Raw genomic sequence first — 21,231 nt, forward strand, 5'->3', positions numbered from 1 at the left:
GTTTATTTACCGAATATATCGTGTTTATAAATTACAGCTATTTTTTTATCTTGATTACTAAAATTATTTTTTATTGTATTAACTATAATATAAAAATCTGATATATAAATTTCGTTTATATTTTTAATTTCGGTGGGTTGAATATCTATTTCTTTCTGCTAAAAGTTTTTAAAGTATTCACTTTCTAATAAACTTTCTATAAAAAATATAATTTTTTCAGAAAATTTTTTGATAAAATTATATAGTTTATAAAATGGTATTTGATTATTGAAATCAATATTTATATTAAATAAATCTATATAGGATAGATTAGTATTTTCTGATTTTGTTAGATTTTTTTGTTATAAATTTTTTTTATAAGCATGATTTAAGTAATTAATTTTTTTATTTTTATATAGCTGGTACATATTTATTTTAACCTTATTAATTTATTTTAACCTTATTAAAAGAGATTGATACATTTTTTTTAAGAAAGTTTTATGGGGGTAATAGGCACATAAGAAAGATAATAATTTTTTTAAAAAATTAAATATTTATTACTAAAATGCTATTTTTCGATTTTTATATATACATTGAATTGGATTTTATTGTCAAGTTTTTTATGATTTAAATGACAATTTATTTTTTATTTATCTTTAGTAAAATTATAAATTATTAATACAGTAAATTATTTCATTTCATATATTCTGAATTGCTTATTTTAAAAAAATTTTTAGGTATTTTTAGAATATTAATCCAATAAGTGAGTGCTTTTTGTAGAAGAACGAGTAAAAGTGAAATATTATAAGTTTTTTATGTTCATAATAATGATATACTTTTTGATTTTTAAAAACTTTTTTATTAAGTTTATCATTTACATTAATTATTTAAATACTGATTTTAATAATAAGTAATGTATATTTTTTTGAAATATTAATAAGTATCTTTGAAAAATTAATAAGCATATTATTTCTATTAATATATTAATAGAAATAAAGAATAACTTTTTTAAAAATTGATATCTAGTACAGATGATATAATTTTTGAAAAAATTTTTTGATTTAGTTAAATATTATGATATTAGGTAAATATTTTTATATGTAATTATTATGAATATTTTTTATATAATTGAAAATTATGATATATAGTTTTTATAATTTAGAAAAAAATATTTTTTTATTAAGATTATAATATTCACACTATTTAATAGCAGAAATATCTTTTAATCTACACTAAAAACAATAAAAAATAAATTCCATTTTATTTTTTAGAAATTTGATAATGATATTTTTCTTCATAAAAATCAATAAATTTATATTAATAAAAATTAAAATATTTATTTTATTTATAACAGATCCATGAAATATTTTTTAAAAGCACAAAAGATAAAATAAACAATTAAATGTAAAGTTTGTAAAACTTTATGTTATTAGTATTGCGTAATGCTTAATTTTTTGTCAAATATTTTATTTTTATTTATAACAGAGGTCAATTATATTTCATGTTACAATTTATTATATATTTTGTTGGCTTACGTTATATGTTTAAACGTAAAGGTGATCGATTTTCTCAATTTATTTTGATTTTATCTATCATTGGAATTGCATTAGGTGTTATGTCTTTAATAATAGTTACATCTGTGATGAATGGTGCTGAACGTGCATGGCAAAACAATATTTTAGCTTATATGCCACAAGTTATTTTAACAACATCTCAAGGTAATATCAATCCAGAAAAATATTCAGTAAAAAAAATAAAACATTTAAAAGAAATTGATCGTATTACTTCAATTGTTGAAAGTGATGTAATTTTGCAAAGTAAAGAAAATGTTGCTATTTCTGTAATGATTGGAACAGATGAAAAGTTAAGTGATCCTTTATTCAAGCATTTACAAAATCTTGATCCTAAAGTACTAAAATCAAGTAGCTATAATGTTATTTTAGGAATAAAATTAGCTGAAAAATTAAAAGTACAACCTGGAGATCAATTGAGATTAATTGTACCTTCTGTTACTCAATTTACATTGATTGGTAGAATGCCCAGTCAACGTTTGTTTACAGTAGCAGGATTTTTTTCAACACAATATGAAGCTGATAGTACTGAAATATTAGTAAATTTAGAAGATGCAGCAAGATTAATGCATTATCCTATTGGTAATATTACTGGTTGGCGTCTTTATCTGAAAAAACCTTTGATGGTTGATATTTTAAGTAAAAAAAAATTACTAAAAGATATGATATGGAAGGATTGGAGAGAAAGAAAAGGCGATTTTTTTCATGCAGTCAAAATGGAAAAAAATATTATGATTTTGTTATTAAGTCTTATTATTATTTTAGCTGCTTTTAATATTATTACCTCACTTTCATTATTAGTTATGCAAAAACAGCTTGAAATTGCTATTTTTCAGATATTAGGATTAAAACATATTAAAATTATAGCTATTTTTATGCTTCAAGGAATAGGAGTAGGAATTTTTGGTACGATAATTGGAATATTGTTAGGTTTATTTATTACCAATAATCTTAATATCATAATGCCTATGTTAGGTTTATTAGATAAAAATATAGAATTAAAGATTTTTGTTGATTTTATATCTATTATGTCAATTAGCTTATTTTCAATAATAATTGCATTATTGGCAACACTTTATCCTGCTTATCGTGCAGTTACTATTCAACCTACTGAGGCTTTACGTTATGCATAATGCTCCATTATTAATTTGTAAAAATCTTTATAAATCTTATCAAGACGGAAAAATTATAACTAATGTTATCAAAAATATTTCTTTTTCTGTTGCTAGAAAAGAAATGATAGCAATTCTGGGTAATTCAGGTTCTGGTAAAAGTACATTATTGCATTTATTAGGTGGATTAGATATACCAACTAGTGGTGATGTTATTTTTAATAATAAAAAAATGAGTTTATTATCAAATCAACAAAGGGCTGAATTACGTAACAAAGAATTAGGTTTTGTTTATCAATTTCATCATCTCTTATCAGATTTTAATGCTTTAGAAAATGTAATGATGCCATTATTAATTGCTGGCATGACTTATATAGAAGCTAAAAAGAAAGCTTACGCAATTTTAGAATCAGTAGGATTAAGTCATCGAACAAATTATTACTCTTCAGAATTATCAGGTGGAGAAAAACAACGTGTTGTCATTGCTCGTGCCATAGTTAATGAACCTTCTTTGGTTTTGGCAGATGAACCTACAGGTAATTTAGATTTATACAACGCCAATATTATTCTTGAGTTATTAATGGAACTTAATAAAAAAAAAGATACTGCATTTTTAATAGTCACACATGATTTAAGATTAGCTGGTCGTTTAATTCGTCATTTAAAAATACATGATGGATATTTAAAAGAATGTTCCACTTTTATTGGAGTGTAATAAATGGCAGATTTATTGCTTACTTTTAAAATTGCACTTCGTTTTTATAAAGGAAAAAAAAAATCTAGTTTAGTATCAGTAATATCTATAATTTCTATGCTTGGTATTGTGTTTGGTGTTGTGGTTTTAATTATTGGGTTTAGTGTAATGAATGGTTTTGAATATGAATTAAAAAATCGTATCTTATCTGTTATGTCTCATGGCCAAATAATTGCAGTTAATGAGCCTTATTTAAATTGGAAATCTGATTTTAGAAAAATAAAAAATACTCCAGATATTATTGGTGTTTCACCTTATATCACTTTTGCAGGATTACTAGAAAAAAATACTGTTGTAAAAGCAATTCAAATGATTGGTGTTGATCTATTTTTAGAATCTTCAGTAAGTACATTACCTAATTTTGTTCTTAATAATGCGTGGAAAAAATTTAAACCTAGTAATCATCACATTATTTTAGGGAGTGGTGTTGCAAAAAAATTAAAAGTTTCCACTGGCGATCATATTAATATAATTATGTCTAATAATAAATTAAGTATTAATCATCCTTATCAAATTTCTGTAATTATAATTGGGATATTTAGTTTAAATGGTATGTTAGATAATCAATTGGCAATTCTTCCTTTAGAAGATGCACAAAAATATTTAGGATATGATAATGGTATTACTGGTTTTCAAATAAATGTTGCTGATGTTTTTTCTGCAAATAGCATTATTTATAATGCAGCGATTAATGTTAGTAATTATGTCTTTATTAAAAGTTGGATAAAAGACTATGGTTATATGTATAGTGATATTCAAATGGTGAGAGGTATTATATATCTTATTATGATACTAATTATCAGTGTTGCTTCTTTTAATATTGTATCTACATTAGTAATGGCAGTAAAAGATAAAAATGTAAATATTGCTATATTAAGAACTTTTGGTGCTAATAGTAGTCTTATTCGTAATATTTTTTTATATTATGGGTTACTTGTAGGAATGTTTAGTTGTTTTATTGGTACATTAATTGGCATTATAATATCATTAAATTTAACGTCTATCATTAAATGTATAGAAAATATTTTTCATTATTCTTTTTTGTCCGATGAGGTCTACTTTATTAATTTTTTACCATCTATACTTTATACTAAAGATATATTTTTTATAATTTTGACAACATTGATTTTAAGTTTATTAGCTAGTTGGTATCCAGCAAATCAGGCAACTAAAGTAGCTCCTGCAAGAATTTTAAGTAAATAATAATTTTATTTTTGATTTTATGATTATAAATATTTTCAAGTAAAAAAATAATTAGAAATAAAAGATATATAATTATATTTTTTAATTAGAAAAAATATATAATAAAAATATTTATTATCAATAATACTGATATAAAATTAATTTATAAAATAACTAGATTATTTTAGAATAAAAAATATAATATCATTATTAATATATTTATTAATATATTTTTAACATGCTTTGTTCCAATTTAATTTTTGGATCAACTCAAAGTACATATAAAAATGTAATTTCAAGTTTTTGAGAGTGTTGCTAAAATACTTCTAAATCAAACTATTAAAATAATTTATCAATTTTATGAAATTTTTTTTGTATGTTTTTTAAAAATAATTTTTTAAGTGTATTTCCCAGTATCGTTTTTATGATTTTATTTTAAATAATCTGTTATTTTAATAGCGTCACCAATATAATTAGCTGGTGTCATTATTTTTAAACGTTCTTTTTCTTTTTTTGGTAAATTGATACTATCAATAAATTGTTTTATATCATTTTGAGTAATATTTTTCCCTCTAGTTATGTTTTTTAATTTTTCATAAGCATCTTTTATCCCATAACGTTTCATAACAGTTTGAATAGCTTCACCTAAAACTTCCCAATGAGAATCTAATTCAGAAAATATTTTTTTATTATTAGTTTCTAATTTATTTAATCCTTGTAGTGTTGCTTGATATGCAATGAAACTATAAGCAATAGCAATACCTAAACTACGTAAAACTGTTGAATCAGTAAGATCACGTTGCCAACGTGAAATAGGTAATTTATTAGAAAAATAATTTAACAGTGAATTTGCTAATCCAAGATTACCTTCTGCATTTTCAAAATCAATAGGATTAATTTTATGTGGCATAGTTGATGAACCTACTTCACTTTCATTTATTTTTTGTGTAAAATTTTCTAATGCAAGGTAACCCCAAATATCTTGATTAAAATCTAAGACAATAGTATTAAATCGAGCAATACAATTAAATAATTCAGCAATATAATCATGAGGTTCTATTTGAGTGGTAAATGGATTCCATTTAATATTTAATGAACTAACAAATTTTTTGCTAAAGAGTGGCCAATTTATATTTGGATAAGCTGATAAATGAGCATTATAATTACCTACTGCACCATTAAATTTTCCCAAAATATCAATTTTTATAAATTGTTGATATTGTCTTTCCATACGATAAGCAAAATTGGCAAATTCTTTTCCAATAGTAGTTGGAGTAGCTATTTGTCCATGAGTTCTTGATAACATTGGCAAAGCAGCATAAAGAGTAGCCATTTTTTTTATTTTTTTTATGATTTTTCTCCAATAAGGTAAAAGTATTTTGTTTCTGGTGTTTTTTAGAATTAATGCATAGGCAAGATTATTAATATCTTCAGATGTACATGCAAAATGGATAAATTCTATAACTTTTTTAAGTTCAGGTATACATTTTAGTTTTTCTTTTAAAAAATATTCCACTGCTTTAACATCATGATTTATTTTTTTTTCTATTTTTTTGATTTGCATTGCATCATTTTCATTGAAGTTTATGATAATCTTATTAAGATAATTATTAGCATTATTGGTAAATGATGGTATTTCTTGAATTTCAGAACATGTTGCTAATTTTTGTAACCAACGTATTTCTATTTCTATACGATATTTTAATAAAGCAAATTCACTAAAAATTGGACGTAATATATTTACTTGATCACTGTAACGACCATCAATTGGTGATATAGTTGTTAATGAAGATAATTCCATTTATTACTCCTATTGAATTTGTTAGTGTTAAATTTTTAAATAACGAAAAGAAATTGATAAATCATAAAATTTAATTGATTATTATTTTTTTAAATTTATAAAAAACATTTTTAAATGTATAATTGATAATTATACATTTAAAAAAGAATATATGTTAAAAATTAATATTAATATGTTAAACATTACTTTTTTATAACTCTTTATTTTCAAATATCTCAATTGAAAAGGTTACGCAAGAACATATATAAAATTTTTTTCTTTTTTTGTTTAAGATTTAATTGAGTTATTAATATTAGATTAATATGATTGAGTAAATTTTAAAAGTAAACTATTAATATTACTACGAGATTTTATTATTAATAATATTGATCTAATTTTTCTAATAAATGATTTATCATTCATGCAATTATTTACATATATTATTTTTTAAAATTTTGATTTTTTAAATATAAACATTAAATGGTTATTATTCTTTTTTAAAAGAAGTCTAATAATAAAAAATTATATCTCATTTTGAATACGTTCTTCAATAACACCACCACCTAAACAAACTTCATTATTATATAATACAGCGGATTGACCTGGTGTTACTGATTCAATTGGATAGCTAAATTTTATAGCTATTTTACTATGATGAAGTTGTATAATTTCACAAGGAATATCTATCTGACGATAACGTGTTTTAACTGTATATTGATTTTTTATATTTTTTTTTATTTTTATTTTTGGGTTGATCCAATGAATATTGTGAATAATCAGTCCTTTTGATAAAGAACGCGGATGATTATGTCCTTGCGCTACAATTAAAATATTATTTTTTATATCTTTATCAACTACATACCAAGGATTTTTATTTGCTTTTTTTATACCTCCAATTCCTAATCCCTTACGTTGGCCTAATGTATAATATATTAGGCCTGAATGTGTTCCTAATATTTTTCCATCAACAGTAATAATTTTTCCTGGTTGGCTAATTAAATATTGAGAAATAAAACTATGAAATTTTTTTTTTCCAATAAAACAAATCCCGGTTGAATCTTTCTTTTTTGCAGTAATTAGCCCAATTTTTTCAGCAAGATAGCGCACTTCTGATTTTTTTAGTTCACCGATTGGAAAAAGATTTTGTGCTAATTGTGTTTGATTAAGAGTATATAAAAAATAGCTTTGATCTTTATTTTTATCATGAGCACGTAATAGTTGATAATATCCATTATTTTTTTGAATTCTAGCATAATGGCCAGTAGCAATATAATCTGCTGATAAATTTTGTATAGCAAATTTTCTGAATACTTGAAATTTTATTTCTTTATTACATAAAATATCTGGATTGGGAGTACGCCCGATTTTATATTCATTAAGAAAATGTAAAAAAACATTATTCCAATATTCTGTTGCAAAATTGACTGTGTATAGTTTTATATTAATTTTATCACAAACAGATTGAGCATCTGCAAGATCAGTAGCTGCCATGCAATATTCTGCAGTATCATCTTCTTCCCAATTTTTCATAAATAAACCAGAAACTTGAAACCCTTGTTTTTTAAGTAAATAAGCAGATACAGATGAATCTACACCACCAGACATAGCAATAATCACTTTTTTTGAATAATTTATTGACACTATTTTTTCTCATCATATGAAAAGAAATTAAATTATTTTAATATTAGAAAAAATTATTTTTTTAATCAATAAAAATTTTTATTAAAATTATATTACAAATATAAAATCATTTAGCATTATTTTGTTTTTTGGAAATATTTTTTATATTATATAAAAGTTAGATCATTTTTTATTTGACATTTTAATATTTTTTTGAAATGTTATTCATAATTTTTAAAATTATGCATTGTTTAATTAAATAAAACTTAATTTGTTTTAGATGATATCTATATTTTTAAAATATAAATTTTTAATTATTTTTTAAAAAAATCAAAATTATTAATTTTGAATTGATATAATATTGTATTCATTTATAATTTTTGTTATGAAGAAGATAAAACTGATCAATAAAATTGATACTCACTGAAATTAGCAATAAAAATATTTTGATAAAAAGCTATATTGAGCATTATATTAAAATTTTTATTATCAAATTTTTAGTTTTTAATGATATTATTTATTTGAAATCTTCAAATAAGATATTTTATTGCTATAAGATTCAGAAAACTTCAATATAAAAAATATGCTATTTTATTATAAATAAAAGATAAAATTTATATTAAAATATTGATAACTATTAAGAAATAGATTAAATAGTGTTATTAATTTATTAAAAAATACTATATAATAAAAAAATACTATATAATAAAATATATTATTTATTAAAATTAAAAAATTTAAAAATTGTTATTTTTGATATAAAAATTATAATTATTATGCAGTTTTCAAAAGAGTAAGAAGTTTTATTAAAAATAGATTTTTTACAAAATTTTATAAAAAGAGTACAGATAATAAAAATTATAAAACTTGTTTAATTATTTTTTTGGTAAACTTTTGAAGTATAAAAATTTATTAAAAATCATTTATTATAATTAAAATGATTGCAAAAATATCAATTTAATAAAAAATAATATTTAAATCGTATTTTTATTTACTATATATTTTATGATAAAAATATCTAATTTCAAAAAAAATAAATATAAATTTGATTGTATATTGTTATTTGATCATAATATGATTATATGTTTATGTATTATTAATTCTATTTTTTAAAAAAATATTAAATTTTTATGAACTATTTCATTAAAAATAAAAAATATATTTTTAGTTAATAAAAAGTATTTTTTGTTATTATCTTGGTCTTTTAATTTGTAATAAAATAAAAAATATTTTTCTTAGAAAAGATAAATAATTTTTTTTAGTATAATGAGCAAAATTATGTTAATTATTAATGCAAATATTCGTAAAAATAAAGGTACAAGTGCTTGTCGATTTTTACGTAAAAATAATAAATTACCAGCTATTCTTTATGGTGATAAAAAAGAAGTAATTGTTATTGAACTTAATCATAATGAAATCCTGAACCAAGAAAAGAAACCAGAATTTTATGAATTATTAATTTTAGTAATTGATGAAAAGAAGATAAAAGTTAAAGTGCAAGCATTACAACGTCATCCATTTAAACCTAAATTAATGCATATTGATTTTTTTCGAGTTTGATAACTTATGATAACTTATAAAGTTATATAATAAAGAAAAACAACAAAACATTATTAATTTCTTGTTTATTAAAGATATATTATAGTATTTTAATAAAATACTAATGTATATTTTTTGAATTGTGTTTTTAATAGCATATTTTAATTAATGATTTTTTAATAAAATTAAGTAATTTTTAAGTAAAATAAGATTAAAAAATAAGAAATATATATTGGTAATATGTTAATATTATATTATTACTAGAATTTTCATAGAAAATTTTCATCATATAAAATATACAATATTATTTATAGATATTTAAATTAAATTTTAATAATTCTTTTGAAATTATTAATTGATAAATAAAATATTTTATAACTTTCTAAGTTATTAAATGATTAGATATATCAAAAAACTTCAATATACTATAATGCCAAAAAAATATTTTTGTAAAATACAAAAATAATAAATATTTTAAATATAGGTAATTATATTATTTTATCGGCATGTGGCGCAGACTGGTAGCGCTCCGTCATGGGGTGTCGGAGGTCAGAGGTTCAAATCCTCTCATGCCGATTATTAATAAATATTTTTATTTAAAAATGATTAATTCCTATAAATTATTAGCAAATATCAATCAATAAAATTCATCCATTTTTATAATCATCCATTTTTATAAAAAATGGATAATTTCTTCTAAAAAATATGATAAAATATATTTAATAAATCATAAATTTGAACATTATGAAATTTAGTTTAATATTTTTTTCTTAAATTATGATTTTTAATCATTAATAGTAATATCTAGAAAAAATAATATTAAATATAATATAGTAATAATTTTGCAATATATTTTATACTATGATTGTTATCAGGAAGACGGATAATTTTTTGTTAAAAAATTTATACAATCTTATTTTTCATATCATATGTATAAAAAATGAAAAATATAGTCATGTATATGTATATTAATATTATAATGAATAATATTAATGAAGTAAGTAATTTTTTGTAAAATATAATGTTTATTAGATTAATGATTATTAATAAATTATTAAGTATATTTTAAATATATTAATAATTTAAAAATAAATTATTTAAGATAATTTTTGTTAAGATATTTTTTGTAAACAGTTTTTAATATCAAACAATCTAGATCTCAATATTTGGAGCGTTAGAATAAAATTACATCGAGAATTAAAAGCACGTCATTTGACGATGATAGCTATTGGTGGTTCCATTGGTACCGGATTGTTTGTTGCTTCTGGAGCTACTCTTGCTCAAGCTGGCCCAGGTGGAGCTGTATTAGCTTATATTGTTATTGGTGTCATGGTTTATTGTTTAATGACTAGTTTAGGAGAATTGGCAGCTTATTTACCAGTTTCAGGATTATTTTCTATTTATGGTTCTCGATATGTTGATGAAAGTTTTGGTTTTGCACTTGGCTGGAATTATTGGTATAACTGGACTGTAACTATAGCAGTTGACTTAGTAGCTGCTCAATTAGTCATGGAATATTGGTTTCCTAAAATTGATGGGTGGATTTGGAGTACCCTTTTTCTTTCTATTATTTTTATGTTAAATTTTATCTCTATAAAAGGATTTGCTGAAGCAGAATATTGGTTTTCTTTAATAAAAATAATTACTGTTATGATTTTTATCATAGTAGGCATATTAATGATTATAGGTATTTTAAAAGGAGCAGAAAATGCAGGGTGGCATAATTGGAAAATAGGTAAAGCACCTTTTGTTGGTGGGTTATCATCCATAATTGGAATTGCTATGATCGTAGGTTTTTCTTTTCAGGGTACTGAATTAATTGGTATTGCAGCTGGTGAATCTAAAAATCCCAGAAAAAATATTCCTAAAGCAGTAGGACAAATTTTTTGGAGAATTTTGTTATTTTATATTTTTGCTATATTAGTTATGAGTTTAATTATCCCATATATGGACTCACGTTTATTACGGAATGAAATTACTGGTATTAGTATTAGTCCATTTACCTTAGTATTTGAAAATGCAGGATTATTATCAGCAGCTATTGTGATGAATACAGTTATTTTAACAGCAATATTATCTGCTGGTAATTCAGGTATGTATGCTTCTACTAGAATGTTATACACATTAGCGAAAGAAGGAAAAGCACCAAAAATATTTTCACAATTATCTTCTAAAGGAGTTCCTCGTTATGCTTTAATTGCAACTACTTTCGTTAGTTGTCTTTGTTTTTTGAGTTCGATGTTCGGTAATCAAGTTGTTTATTTATGGTTACTGAATATTTCAGGAATGACTGGATTAATAGCTTGGATAGGTATTGCGATTACTCATTACCGTTTTCGTAAAGGTTATATTTTACAGGGAGAAGATTTAAATAAATTACCGTATCGTTCAAAATTTTTTCCTATTGGCCCGATTTTTGCTTTTTTACTTTGTTTATTTATTATTTTTTCACAAAATTATCAAGCATTTTTATCTGAAAAAATTGATTGGTATGGTATTATTACAACGTATATCGGTATTATTTTATTTCTAATAATATGGTTTACTTATAAAATTATTAAAAAAACACGTTTTATTCCTTATAAAGAAATGAATTTTCCTGAATATGATGAAAAAATATTTAAGTAATTTTTTTGATTATTCCTTGAATTTTTATAAAAAATATATAAAAAATATAAGAGAAATATCTTATATTATCTATTTTTGTTTATTATGATATTATAAAATAAACAATCAGCCAAAATAAAAAATTTATTAATTTATAATATATCAATTTTTAATAAAATATTAAAGAATATCTAATTTTTATTTTTTAAATATATATTACCCAATATAATCAATGATCAATTTTTTATATTGATATATATTAATTAATAACAATTTTTAAATTAGTCAGCAAATATATAAAAATTAATTTATGATTTATTTATTGTAAATAACATCTTAATAGTATTATATTTTTTCTTAAAAAAAAATGATAACATTAGTAATACGTTTGTTTTTTATATTTTTAATATTTAAAAATAATGTTTATTAATTTTATATATTTTTTATTAATTGTTTTATAATTTGATTAGTTTCATAAAAATTGTTTAATTTTTTTTTAAAAAAGAGATATAATTATTATAATTTAAAATTAATACAGTTTCTTTAATTAAATGATTGAAAATATATTAATTAGTAATTTGATGTACGTAATTCACAAGTTCTCTTAAGTAAGAACATTTTTTTTTATCATTTATATGTATTAAAAATAGGTTATCTATATTTTGTAAATATTTGTTTATTTTTTCTCGATTTAATATATTTTCTCGATGAGACGACCAAATTAGTTTTTCTTGTTTTGTAAGAGTATTCGGATAATTTCTGCTGCGATAACGAAAAAACAATTGATTTATTCGCGGATCATCAAATTTTAATTTTAATTTTGATAAATTTTTTGGTGAAGTATGACGAATAATGTTCATCTTTAAACGATCTTTATTAGTAAAAAAACCTGCATATAATTTATGATCAACATCATTAAGTTCAGGAAAAAAAGTTTCTTGAGAAAAGAAACGAGTGATTCTATATTGAATTTGTGTATCTTTTTTTAATGTTTTCCAATTATTCATACAATAATTAATATTCAGTGATATACGTTGTAAATCTACAGATTTTAATAAATTAATAGGTGCTAAAATAGGACATTTATTAATGTTGATTAATTTAACATTATCTATATATTTATTTCTAATTTTAAGTGTAAGTGGATCGTATTTTTGTAATATATTATTATTTGATTTTAATGATTTATTGATACCTTTTGCAAGGTCATAAGCAATAAAGACATTTTTGTTTTTTGGATGCCAAGTCAGTGGAGCAATTATGCTAATATTTGATTTAGCTGCTCCAAATATACTGGAAATGTAAATTAATGGTGTCATATCAACACAATTAACTAATTCCATAATTTTATATTTTTTTCTTAGTTTAAAAAAATAGTCAAATAAACGCGGTTGTGCTTTTTTTATTAATTTTGCTATTTCTATTGTAGCTAAAACATCTCCTATAGCGTTGTGAGCATTTAAATGCTTCACGTTATTAACATTTGTTAAATCTTCCAATTTAAAGCTAGGTAGTCCATTATTATTAGGCCAATAAATTCCATGAGGACGTAAAGTATAACAAGCTCGTAAAACATTTATCAAATCCCAACGTGAATTCCCTGATTTCCAACTATAATCATATGGATCATAAAAGTTTCTATAAAATATATAGCGACTTACTTCGTCATCAAATTGAATATTATTATAACCAAGAATACAAGTATTACCTACACTAAAAATAGAATAAATATGTTTAGCAAATTTAGCTTCACTTATTCCATTAGCTATCGCATATTGTGGTGTAATACCATTAACAATAACTGCTTCAGGATCTGGAAGATAATCATTAGCAGGAGAACAAAAAAAAATTTTTGGTTCTTCAATAAAATTAAAATCAGCATCTGTACGAATACTTGCAAATTGCGCTGGTCTATCAAGAGCAGGATTTTTTCCAAATGTTTCATAATCATAAAACAAAAATGAGAATTCTTGTGTATTAATCAAAATATTTTTCCAATTTTTATGGCTAAATATATTATATAGTACAATTTTTTATTATAATTTTTATCTTAAAAATATAAATAATAATTATTTTTAGTTAATAATTAAGTATATTAAAGATATAATTATAAAGTTATTTATTATTTTATCATACTATAATGTAAAATTAATCATTAATTATTAACAATAATAATATCAAAAATAACAAAAATATATGCATATTATTAATCATTATTAATGATTTTGTATTTTTTTTAGGAAAATAATTTTATATAATTTTTTAGGAAAATAATTTTATATAAAGAGCATAAGATGACAACTACACATAAACAGTCATTTAAAAACGTATTAGAATTTGTTCGCATGTTTCGTTGTAAAAATAAAATTAAACGTGAATTAATAGATAATGAAAAAAAAATTCGTGATAATCAAAAAAGAGTATTATTATTAGATAATTTAAATGAATATCTTAAAGAAGGGATGACAATTCAAGAAATTAGAGCAATAATTTCTAATATGCGTAATGATTATGAAGATCGTATTGACGATTATAATATTAAGAATGCAGAATTATCAAAAAAACGTCGAGAATTATTACAAAAATTAAAAACCATAGGTGATCAAAATGAAGAATAAGATTTTTAAAATGTTTTTAAATTTTTTAATTAGTAATATTTAATTTAATTATTAAAATTACTAAAATATTTTTTATAGGATTATTAGTTTCAATTATGCGTGCTTAATGTTTTTAAATAATTGTTAATAAAAAATCTAAAAAAACAAAAATTATATTTTTTATAAAAAATATAATTTATAATATCTATATAATGAGTATTTTTACAGTGACAAGAATTATTTTTAATAACTAAAAATTAATCATAAATTATTTACAATTTTTATAAAAAATACCAGGTAAGTAAAATTTTTTTTTAAAATACATATATGTATGTAATTTAAAAAAGATTGTTCATTATAGAACTTAAAAGTATTTTTATTTATATTCGTATCATTTTTCTTTCAAAGAAAATCAACTTTTTTTATATAAATAAAGATAAAATTAAAAATAAAATTTAATTTTTTAAAAATTGCTAATTTTAAGTAATGATCTCTTTTTTTTAAAAAAGAAGTAATATTATGTATTATCTAAATTTATGGTATTAGTATTATTTGCTACTATTGAATAGTATTATCAGAAAGAGAATAGATTTTTTAATGTAAATCACAATATTTATTTATTAAAAATTTTCTTTTTTAAAATATTTTTTAGATATTTTTTATTATTTTTAAAAATATAAATATTTTTTGTCTTTATTAACTTTTAAATTTTAACTTTTTATGGTTTATGAACAAATTATTTATCTTACTTACTAAGATTTATTTTTATTTACTGTAGTAATATCTTATATTATTTTATTGCAAGAACGATCATTAATCATTAATGTAGAAGATTATAGTTAATATTTTATAAATTCATTATAATCTTTTAAAATCAAAATTTCTTTTGATTTAATTGTTTTATTAAAAGATTTTTTTTCGATATTTCATCTAAACATAATTGAGAAAAATTAACTTCTTTTTTTAACATTATTAATTCTTTTTCTTTTTCTTGATATTCATTACGATAACGACGACGGCGATGCCCACTAACTCTTAAGTGACGAGGTGATCTGCGTGATCTGCGTGGAAAAATACTAGTGTTTTTTTTGTTATTTTGATTTATTAATTGAACTTTATTTTGTTCTTTTATATCTAAAATACTTGCCTCCATGTTAATGTTTTTCGATTTATTGAATATCATTGATTTTTCACTTAACATAACAGATATTTGCTTTGATTTATTTGTTGTAGGAAATTGAATGTTTTTTTGTGCAATATCATTATCATTATATTGTTTTTTTCTTGAAATTTTATCATTTATAAGTTCTAATGGTTGTATTAATTTACATTTTTGATTATTCTTAGAAAGAAAAAATATTGGTTGTGTATTAGGTTTTTGTTTGATGAATTGTTTTGTTTTATTGTTTATTGTTAACGTTTTTTGTTTCTTATAATCTTCTTGAGTTGGGTTTATATTATCTTGAACAGTGTTGTTTTGATTATGATTTTCTCTTAATGAAAAATAAAGAGAGTTTTTAGTTTTTTCTTCTTTTTTTGTATTATATTCAATAATTTGATAATTATCTTCATATTTTTTATTTTTTGTTTTTTTTTCTATTGATTTTTCTAATTTTATAAAAAATATTTGTAAAAGAGCGCTTATTTTATCAAATAAATTAATTTTATCAAATAAATTAATTAATTTTTTTTTGTTAATATTTTTTTTATTGGAAATAATTGTCTTATTTTTTGTAGATTGAGAAGTAAGAAGAGAAGTAGTAGTGTGTATAGATATTTTTTTTTCAACAGTATCATTATCTAGTAAGTTACTCATTTCAGCTTCATGATATTTAGCTAGGTAATAACTTAATTTTGTAATTTCTTCACCCTTGCGAATACGAATCACATTAAAATTTGGTGATTGCATTTGGTCATTAGGAACAATAATAACACGTATATTATGTTGTCGTAATTCAATATCATTAACCGATTGACGTTTTTCATTTAGTAAATAAGAAGCAATTTGTATAGGTACAATAGCATGTATTTCGTGAGTATTATCTTTTAAAGCTTCTTCTTCTATTAAACGTAATATAGAAAGTGAAAGAGATTTGTTATCACGAATTTTCCCTGTTCCGCTACAACGAGGACAAAGATGATGAGTAGATTCACCGAGAGATGGACTTAATCGTTGTCGTGACATTTCCAATAAACCAAAACGTGATATTCTAGCAATTTGAATACGTGCTCGATCTTGACGTACTGCTTCACGTAAACAATTTTCTACATCACGTTGATGACGCGCCGGTGTCATATCGATAAAATCAATAACAATAAGCCCACCTAAATCTCGTAAACGTAATTGACGAGCAATTTCATCTGCTGCTTCTAAATTCGTATTTAGTGCTGTTTCTTCAATATCAACACCTCGAGTTGAACGTGATGAATTTATATCAATAGCTGTTAATGCTTCCATTGTATCAATTACTAAAACACCACCTGATGGTAAGCGAACTTCACGCTGAAAAGCAGATTCAATTTGTGATTCAATTTGATAATGACTAAAAAGTGGTACTTCTCCATTGTAAAATTTTATTTTATTTACGAAATCACTACGACCAATTGCTTCAATATGATGACGAGCAATTTTAACAATTTTTTCATTGTCTATTAATATTTCTCTGATATCTGGTTGTAAGTAATCACGAAAAGCTCTTACAATAACGTTACTCTCTTGATGAATAAGAAAAGGGGCAGATCGATTTTCTGCTGCTTTTTTAATGGCTTCCCAATGTTTAATTCTATATTCTAAATCTTGTTGTAATGTTGCTGTTGATTTACCTAAACCTGCAGTACGGACAATTAATCCCATACCATTTGGTATTGTCAATGAAGATAATGTTTCTTGTAATTCTGTACGGTCTTCACCATCAATACGTCTTGATATCCCTCCAGCTCTAGGATTATTTGGCATTAAAACTAAATAACTACCGGCTAAACTAATAAAAGTAGTCAAAGCAGCACCCTTGTTTCCTCGTTTTTCTTTGTCAACCTGTATGATAAGTTCTTGTCCTTCTTTTACAACATCTTTTATATTAGGACGACCATGATTTTGATAATGATTTGGAAAATATTCACGTGAAATTTCTTTAATTGGAAGAAAACCATGTTTTTCTGATCCATAATCAACAAATGCTGCTTCTAAACTAGGTTCTATACGAATAATTTTTCCTTTATAAATATTTGCTTTTTTTTGTTCATGTCCAGTATGTTCAATATCCAGATCATACAAGCGTTGTCCATCAACAAGAGCAACGCGTAATTCTTCTTTTTGAGTTGCGTTAATTAACATTCTTTTCATTATTAATACCATTGCTTTATTAAGTCAAAAAATTAGACTAAAAATGGTTACTATCAAATTAATAGTTTTTTATAAAATTATAAGTTTCTATTGATCAATTTTATTAAAACGCAATTTTTTTATTTACATCTTAAATTTAAAAGGGTTGATTCAAAATCAATGACTATTTTTACATTTTTTTATTAAATATGTATTTTTAGATATTTTGAATATTTTTTGATGTAAAAAACGTTTTTTATACTTTTAATACCATTTTTATATGTATTTTATCAAAAATAAACAAATATTGAATTATGAATATTTATTTTAATAAACATTCTATTTAATTTTGATTATCTATACATTATTCTTTGCTTAAAGATGGATATCAAGAGAACTTTTATGTGGATTATATTTTTATGAAGAAAAGCAAAAAATAAAAAGAAAGTATAAAAATTAAAGTAAGTAATTTAATTAATTATGTTTTAAAAAAAATAAACAGAGTATTATAATATACATTTGTGATATTTCATAACAAAAAATATTTATGTCATATGTAATTATATAATGAAAATAAAAAATTCAAAACAATTTATCATTAATAATGATGAAGTCGGTAAACGTATTGATAATTTTCTCTTAACACGTTTTAAAAATATTCCTAAGAGTAAGATTTATCGTATTATTCGAAAAGGTGAAGTAAGAATTAACAGTGGTAGAATAAAACCTAAATATAAAATCCAAGAAGGAGATTTACTAAGAATTCCATTTCTTGAAATGAGAACAAAAAAAACGATTGTGCTTCATAAATTTAATCAAATAAATTTATTGATGAATAATATTCTTTATGAAGATGAATATTTACTTATTTTGAATAAGCCTTCTGGTATGGCTGTTCATGGAGGTACTGGAATACAATTTGGGATTATTGAAACTTTGCGTGTGTTACGTTCTGAGACATATTTTTTAGAACTCGTACATAGGTTGGACCGTGATACTTCAGGTATTTTGTTGATAGCTAAAAAACTTTCTGCTCTTAGAGCATTGCACGAACAATTACGTATGAAAAAAATGCAAAAAGAATATTTAGCTCTTGTAAAAGGTCAATGGCCATCACATATCAAAGTTATTGAAAAACCATTATCGAATAATGTTTTTAAACATGGTCAAAGAATAGTACAAGTTTCTAGTAATGGTAAACATGCAGAAACTAATTTTAAAATTAAAGAACGTTTTGTTAATACTACTTTACTTAAAGTTATTCCAATAACAGGAAAAAAACATCAGATTAGAGTACATACGCAATATGTAAAACATCCTATTATTTTTGATCATCGTTATGGTGATTTTAATTTTAATGAAAAATTACATTTTACAGGATTAAAACGCATTTTTTTACATGCTAATATATTAATATTTACTCATCCTTCAACAGGAGAAAAGTTAAGTTTTAAAGCACCGTTAGACGAACAACTTAAAACATTTTTAATAAAATTACGTAAAGAATTAAAATTTAAAAAATTATGATAAATCTATTTTTTATGCGTTTTTTTAAAAAAAGATATGAATATTTTAAAAAAAATAGAATTAAATTCTATTATCAATATAATTAATTTTAAATGATCCTGTTGTTATAAAATAAATTTCTTTAAAAATATATAAAATATTAAAGAATATTAATATAAAAGTTCAATAGATTTAAAATCTTTTTATGCAATAGAAGCAAATAAAATTTACTTTTATTATATTTTAGCGCAAATTTTTATTATATATAAATTTTAATTTTTATTAAATTAATTTCATTGCGGATTAATGCGTGATGACAGTGATGTTTTTCTTTTATAAAATCAAAGTTTATTTAGATATTTTTTGTTTTTTTTTGATATTTAATAGATAATTTTATTTAAGTAGGATTTAATATAATATATTTTATGTTCAATAGAAAATATTAAAAATACACATTAAATAAAATTATTAAATAATTAAAAAATATTTTAAAAACTATTTTTTTATGAGAAATAACATAAAATATTTTCTAAATTAGAATTTGATTATTTTTTAGTGTTGCTATTTTGAATAAAAATAAAAATTATTATATGTGATATTTTTATGCAATAATTTTATATTATTGATATATTAATCATGATTATCAGTTCTGATACAGCTAATATATTATATATAAATAATTAATATATAATTATTATAAAAAAAAATATATAAAGCAATTTAAATCAGAATATTAAATTAATAATTATGATATAATCATATTATTTCTTATAGATAAATCAATTACTTATTTATAATAACATTATAAATTAATTAGTTATGATAAAAAACAAATAAAATAAATAATATTGGTTAAAAATTTTTTTTATGTTTGATAATTATTCATTCAAATGACAAATGTTAAAAAAACATTTAAAGTAAACATGTGCTTTCAAAAGTTATTTTTTTGAATTCAATGCTAAAAAGGAATAAAAAGGAATAAAAAGTATGGCTGTACAACAAAATAAAACTACTCGTTCTAAAAGAGGTATGCGTCGTTCACATGATACTTTAAAAATTAATGAAACATCAGTAGACAAAATTTCCGGTGAAACTCATTTACGTCATCATGTAACGGCTAATGGCTATTTTCGTGGAAAAAAAATTATTAATAAATAATTACTTTTTTAATTTTTAAGTCATTTAATTACATCTACCGGTAACATTAGATGTAATCATAAAATATTTAAATTAAAATTTTTCTATATATGACTATTTAGTATACTTGAAGTAAGTCACAAGACACAATAAAGATCATTATGAATTAACATTTAAAATAATTAATAAAAATATATATCTATATTTTATAGTATTCAAAAAAGAATCAAAAATTATTACTAAAATTAGATTTTATGATTAATAATATTATAGATAATTAACAAAAAAAATGTTGTCGAATCAATGATTCTTCAAATTACCTCAATTTTTTAAATTAAATATTCATAAGATACGTTCTTTTTATAAAGATTTAAATAATCAAAATAAAAAAGTAATTAATTAGATCCTATGATCATTACTAATAATATTTATCAAGTCATTTCGATATTTTAAAAATATTTTTGGTAAATCGAATTAATTATCTTAATGGTATTTGCTTGAAAATAATATTTTTGTTTTTTTGTT

General features: G+C 21.6%; 12 protein-coding genes, 1 tRNA gene and 1 pseudogene. 9 read left to right on the forward strand and 5 right to left on the reverse strand.

The window, feature by feature from the left end:
- Positions 1-2 precede the first annotated feature (2 nt).
- Positions 3-149, reverse strand: a complete 147-nt coding sequence (locus ABNS14_RS03485; RefSeq protein WP_431603650.1) for a hypothetical protein — start codon at positions 147-149, stop codon at positions 3-5.
- Positions 150-1,480: 1,331 nt separating this feature from the next.
- Here ABNS14_RS03485 and lolC point away from each other — a divergent pair.
- From lolC to lolE, 3 genes are read left to right on the forward strand one after another with little or no spacing between them, the layout of a single operon-like run.
- Positions 1,481-2,683 carry a lipoprotein-releasing ABC transporter permease subunit LolC gene (gene lolC, locus ABNS14_RS01680; protein WP_348666639.1) on the forward strand — a complete coding sequence of 401 codons (1,203 nt, stop codon included), beginning with the start codon at positions 1,481-1,483 and terminating at the stop codon, positions 2,681-2,683.
- Positions 2,676-3,377, forward strand: a complete 702-nt coding sequence (gene lolD, locus ABNS14_RS01685) for a lipoprotein-releasing ABC transporter ATP-binding protein LolD (RefSeq protein WP_348666640.1) — start codon at positions 2,676-2,678, stop codon at positions 3,375-3,377. The genes lolC and lolD overlap by 8 nt, the downstream gene beginning before the upstream one ends.
- A 3-nt stretch (positions 3,378-3,380) precedes the next feature.
- On the forward strand, positions 3,381-4,619 hold the full coding sequence (lolE, locus tag ABNS14_RS01690; protein WP_348666641.1) for a lipoprotein-releasing ABC transporter permease subunit LolE: 1,239 nt from the start codon (positions 3,381-3,383) through the stop codon (positions 4,617-4,619).
- Between the two features lie 409 nt (positions 4,620-5,028).
- Here the strand turns inward: lolE and purB are convergent, their stop codons facing one another.
- Positions 5,029-6,399, reverse strand: coding sequence for an adenylosuccinate lyase (gene purB, locus ABNS14_RS01695; RefSeq protein WP_348666642.1), 1,371 nt, complete (start codon positions 6,397-6,399; stop codon positions 5,029-5,031).
- A 501-nt stretch (positions 6,400-6,900) separates the two neighbouring features.
- Positions 6,901-7,983 carry a tRNA 2-thiouridine(34) synthase MnmA gene (mnmA, locus tag ABNS14_RS01700; protein ID WP_348666656.1) on the reverse strand — a complete coding sequence of 361 codons (1,083 nt, stop codon included), beginning with the start codon at positions 7,981-7,983 and terminating at the stop codon, positions 6,901-6,903.
- Positions 7,984-9,276: 1,293 nt separating this feature from the next.
- Between mnmA and rplY the strand changes: the two genes are divergently transcribed.
- From rplY to ABNS14_RS01715, 3 genes are all read left to right on the forward strand, one after another.
- On the forward strand, positions 9,277-9,558 hold the full coding sequence (gene rplY, locus ABNS14_RS01705; RefSeq protein WP_348665977.1) for a 50S ribosomal protein L25: 282 nt from the start codon (positions 9,277-9,279) through the stop codon (positions 9,556-9,558).
- 481 nt (positions 9,559-10,039) lie between these two features.
- A tRNA-Pro gene (locus tag ABNS14_RS01710) sits at positions 10,040-10,113 on the forward strand.
- Between the two features lie 642 nt (positions 10,114-10,755).
- On the forward strand, positions 10,756-12,165 hold the full coding sequence (locus tag ABNS14_RS01715) for an amino acid permease (protein WP_348665978.1): 1,410 nt from the start codon (positions 10,756-10,758) through the stop codon (positions 12,163-12,165).
- 545 nt (positions 12,166-12,710) lie between these two features.
- Here the strand turns inward: ABNS14_RS01715 and sbcB are convergent.
- Positions 12,711-14,129: an exodeoxyribonuclease I gene (gene sbcB, locus ABNS14_RS01720; RefSeq protein ID WP_348665979.1), complete on the reverse strand. Its 1,419-nt coding sequence runs from the start codon at positions 14,127-14,129 to the stop codon at positions 12,711-12,713.
- A 309-nt stretch (positions 14,130-14,438) separates the two neighbouring features.
- Between sbcB and ABNS14_RS01725 the strand changes: the two genes are divergently transcribed.
- Positions 14,439-14,762 carry a DUF496 family protein gene (locus ABNS14_RS01725; RefSeq protein WP_348665980.1) on the forward strand — a complete coding sequence of 108 codons (324 nt, stop codon included), beginning with the start codon at positions 14,439-14,441 and terminating at the stop codon, positions 14,760-14,762.
- Positions 14,763-15,738: 976 nt separating this feature from the next.
- Here ABNS14_RS01725 and rne read toward each other — a convergent pair.
- Positions 15,739-18,084: pseudogene (gene rne / locus ABNS14_RS01730) on the reverse strand (ribonuclease E); the annotation flags it as partial.
- 546 nt (positions 18,085-18,630) lie between these two features.
- Here rne and rluC point away from each other — a divergent pair.
- Together rluC and rpmF are read left to right on the forward strand one after the other, a co-directional pair.
- The gene (rluC, locus tag ABNS14_RS01735) at positions 18,631-19,590 is read left to right on the forward strand and encodes a 23S rRNA pseudouridine(955/2504/2580) synthase RluC (protein ID WP_348665981.1); all 960 of its coding nucleotides are present in this window, start codon (positions 18,631-18,633) and stop codon (positions 19,588-19,590) included.
- Between the two features lie 966 nt (positions 19,591-20,556).
- Entirely contained in the window at positions 20,557-20,727 is a 171-nt protein-coding gene (rpmF, locus tag ABNS14_RS01740; protein ID WP_348665982.1) for a 50S ribosomal protein L32, read from the forward strand.
- Positions 20,728-21,231: the final 504 nt, after the last annotated feature.

The organism is Arsenophonus symbiont of Ornithomya chloropus (genome assembly GCF_964026495.1).
GTDB lineage: Bacteria > Pseudomonadota > Gammaproteobacteria > Enterobacterales > Enterobacteriaceae > Arsenophonus.

Excerpts from the sequence above, each read along its gene's own strand:
- rluC (WP_348665981.1), top strand. The coding sequence starts at position 18,631 with ATGAAAATAAAAAATTCAAAACAATTTATCATTAATAATGATGAAGTC.
- ABNS14_RS01715 (WP_348665978.1), top strand. The coding sequence starts at position 10,756 with ATGATAGCTATTGGTGGTTCCATTGGTACCGGATTGTTTGTTGCTTCT.
- mnmA (WP_348666656.1), bottom strand. The coding sequence starts at position 7,983 with ATGTCTGGTGGTGTAGATTCATCTGTATCTGCTTATTTACTTAAAAAA.
- lolE (WP_348666641.1), top strand. The coding sequence starts at position 3,381 with ATGGCAGATTTATTGCTTACTTTTAAAATTGCACTTCGTTTTTATAAA.
- ABNS14_RS01725 (WP_348665980.1), top strand. The coding sequence starts at position 14,439 with ATGACAACTACACATAAACAGTCATTTAAAAACGTATTAGAATTTGTT.
- purB (WP_348666642.1), bottom strand. The coding sequence starts at position 6,399 with ATGGAATTATCTTCATTAACAACTATATCACCAATTGATGGTCGTTAC.
- lolD (WP_348666640.1), top strand. The coding sequence starts at position 2,676 with ATGCATAATGCTCCATTATTAATTTGTAAAAATCTTTATAAATCTTAT.
- lolC (WP_348666639.1), top strand. The coding sequence starts at position 1,481 with ATGTTACAATTTATTATATATTTTGTTGGCTTACGTTATATGTTTAAA.
- rpmF (WP_348665982.1), top strand. The coding sequence starts at position 20,557 with ATGGCTGTACAACAAAATAAAACTACTCGTTCTAAAAGAGGTATGCGT.
- rplY (WP_348665977.1), top strand. The coding sequence starts at position 9,277 with ATGTTAATTATTAATGCAAATATTCGTAAAAATAAAGGTACAAGTGCT.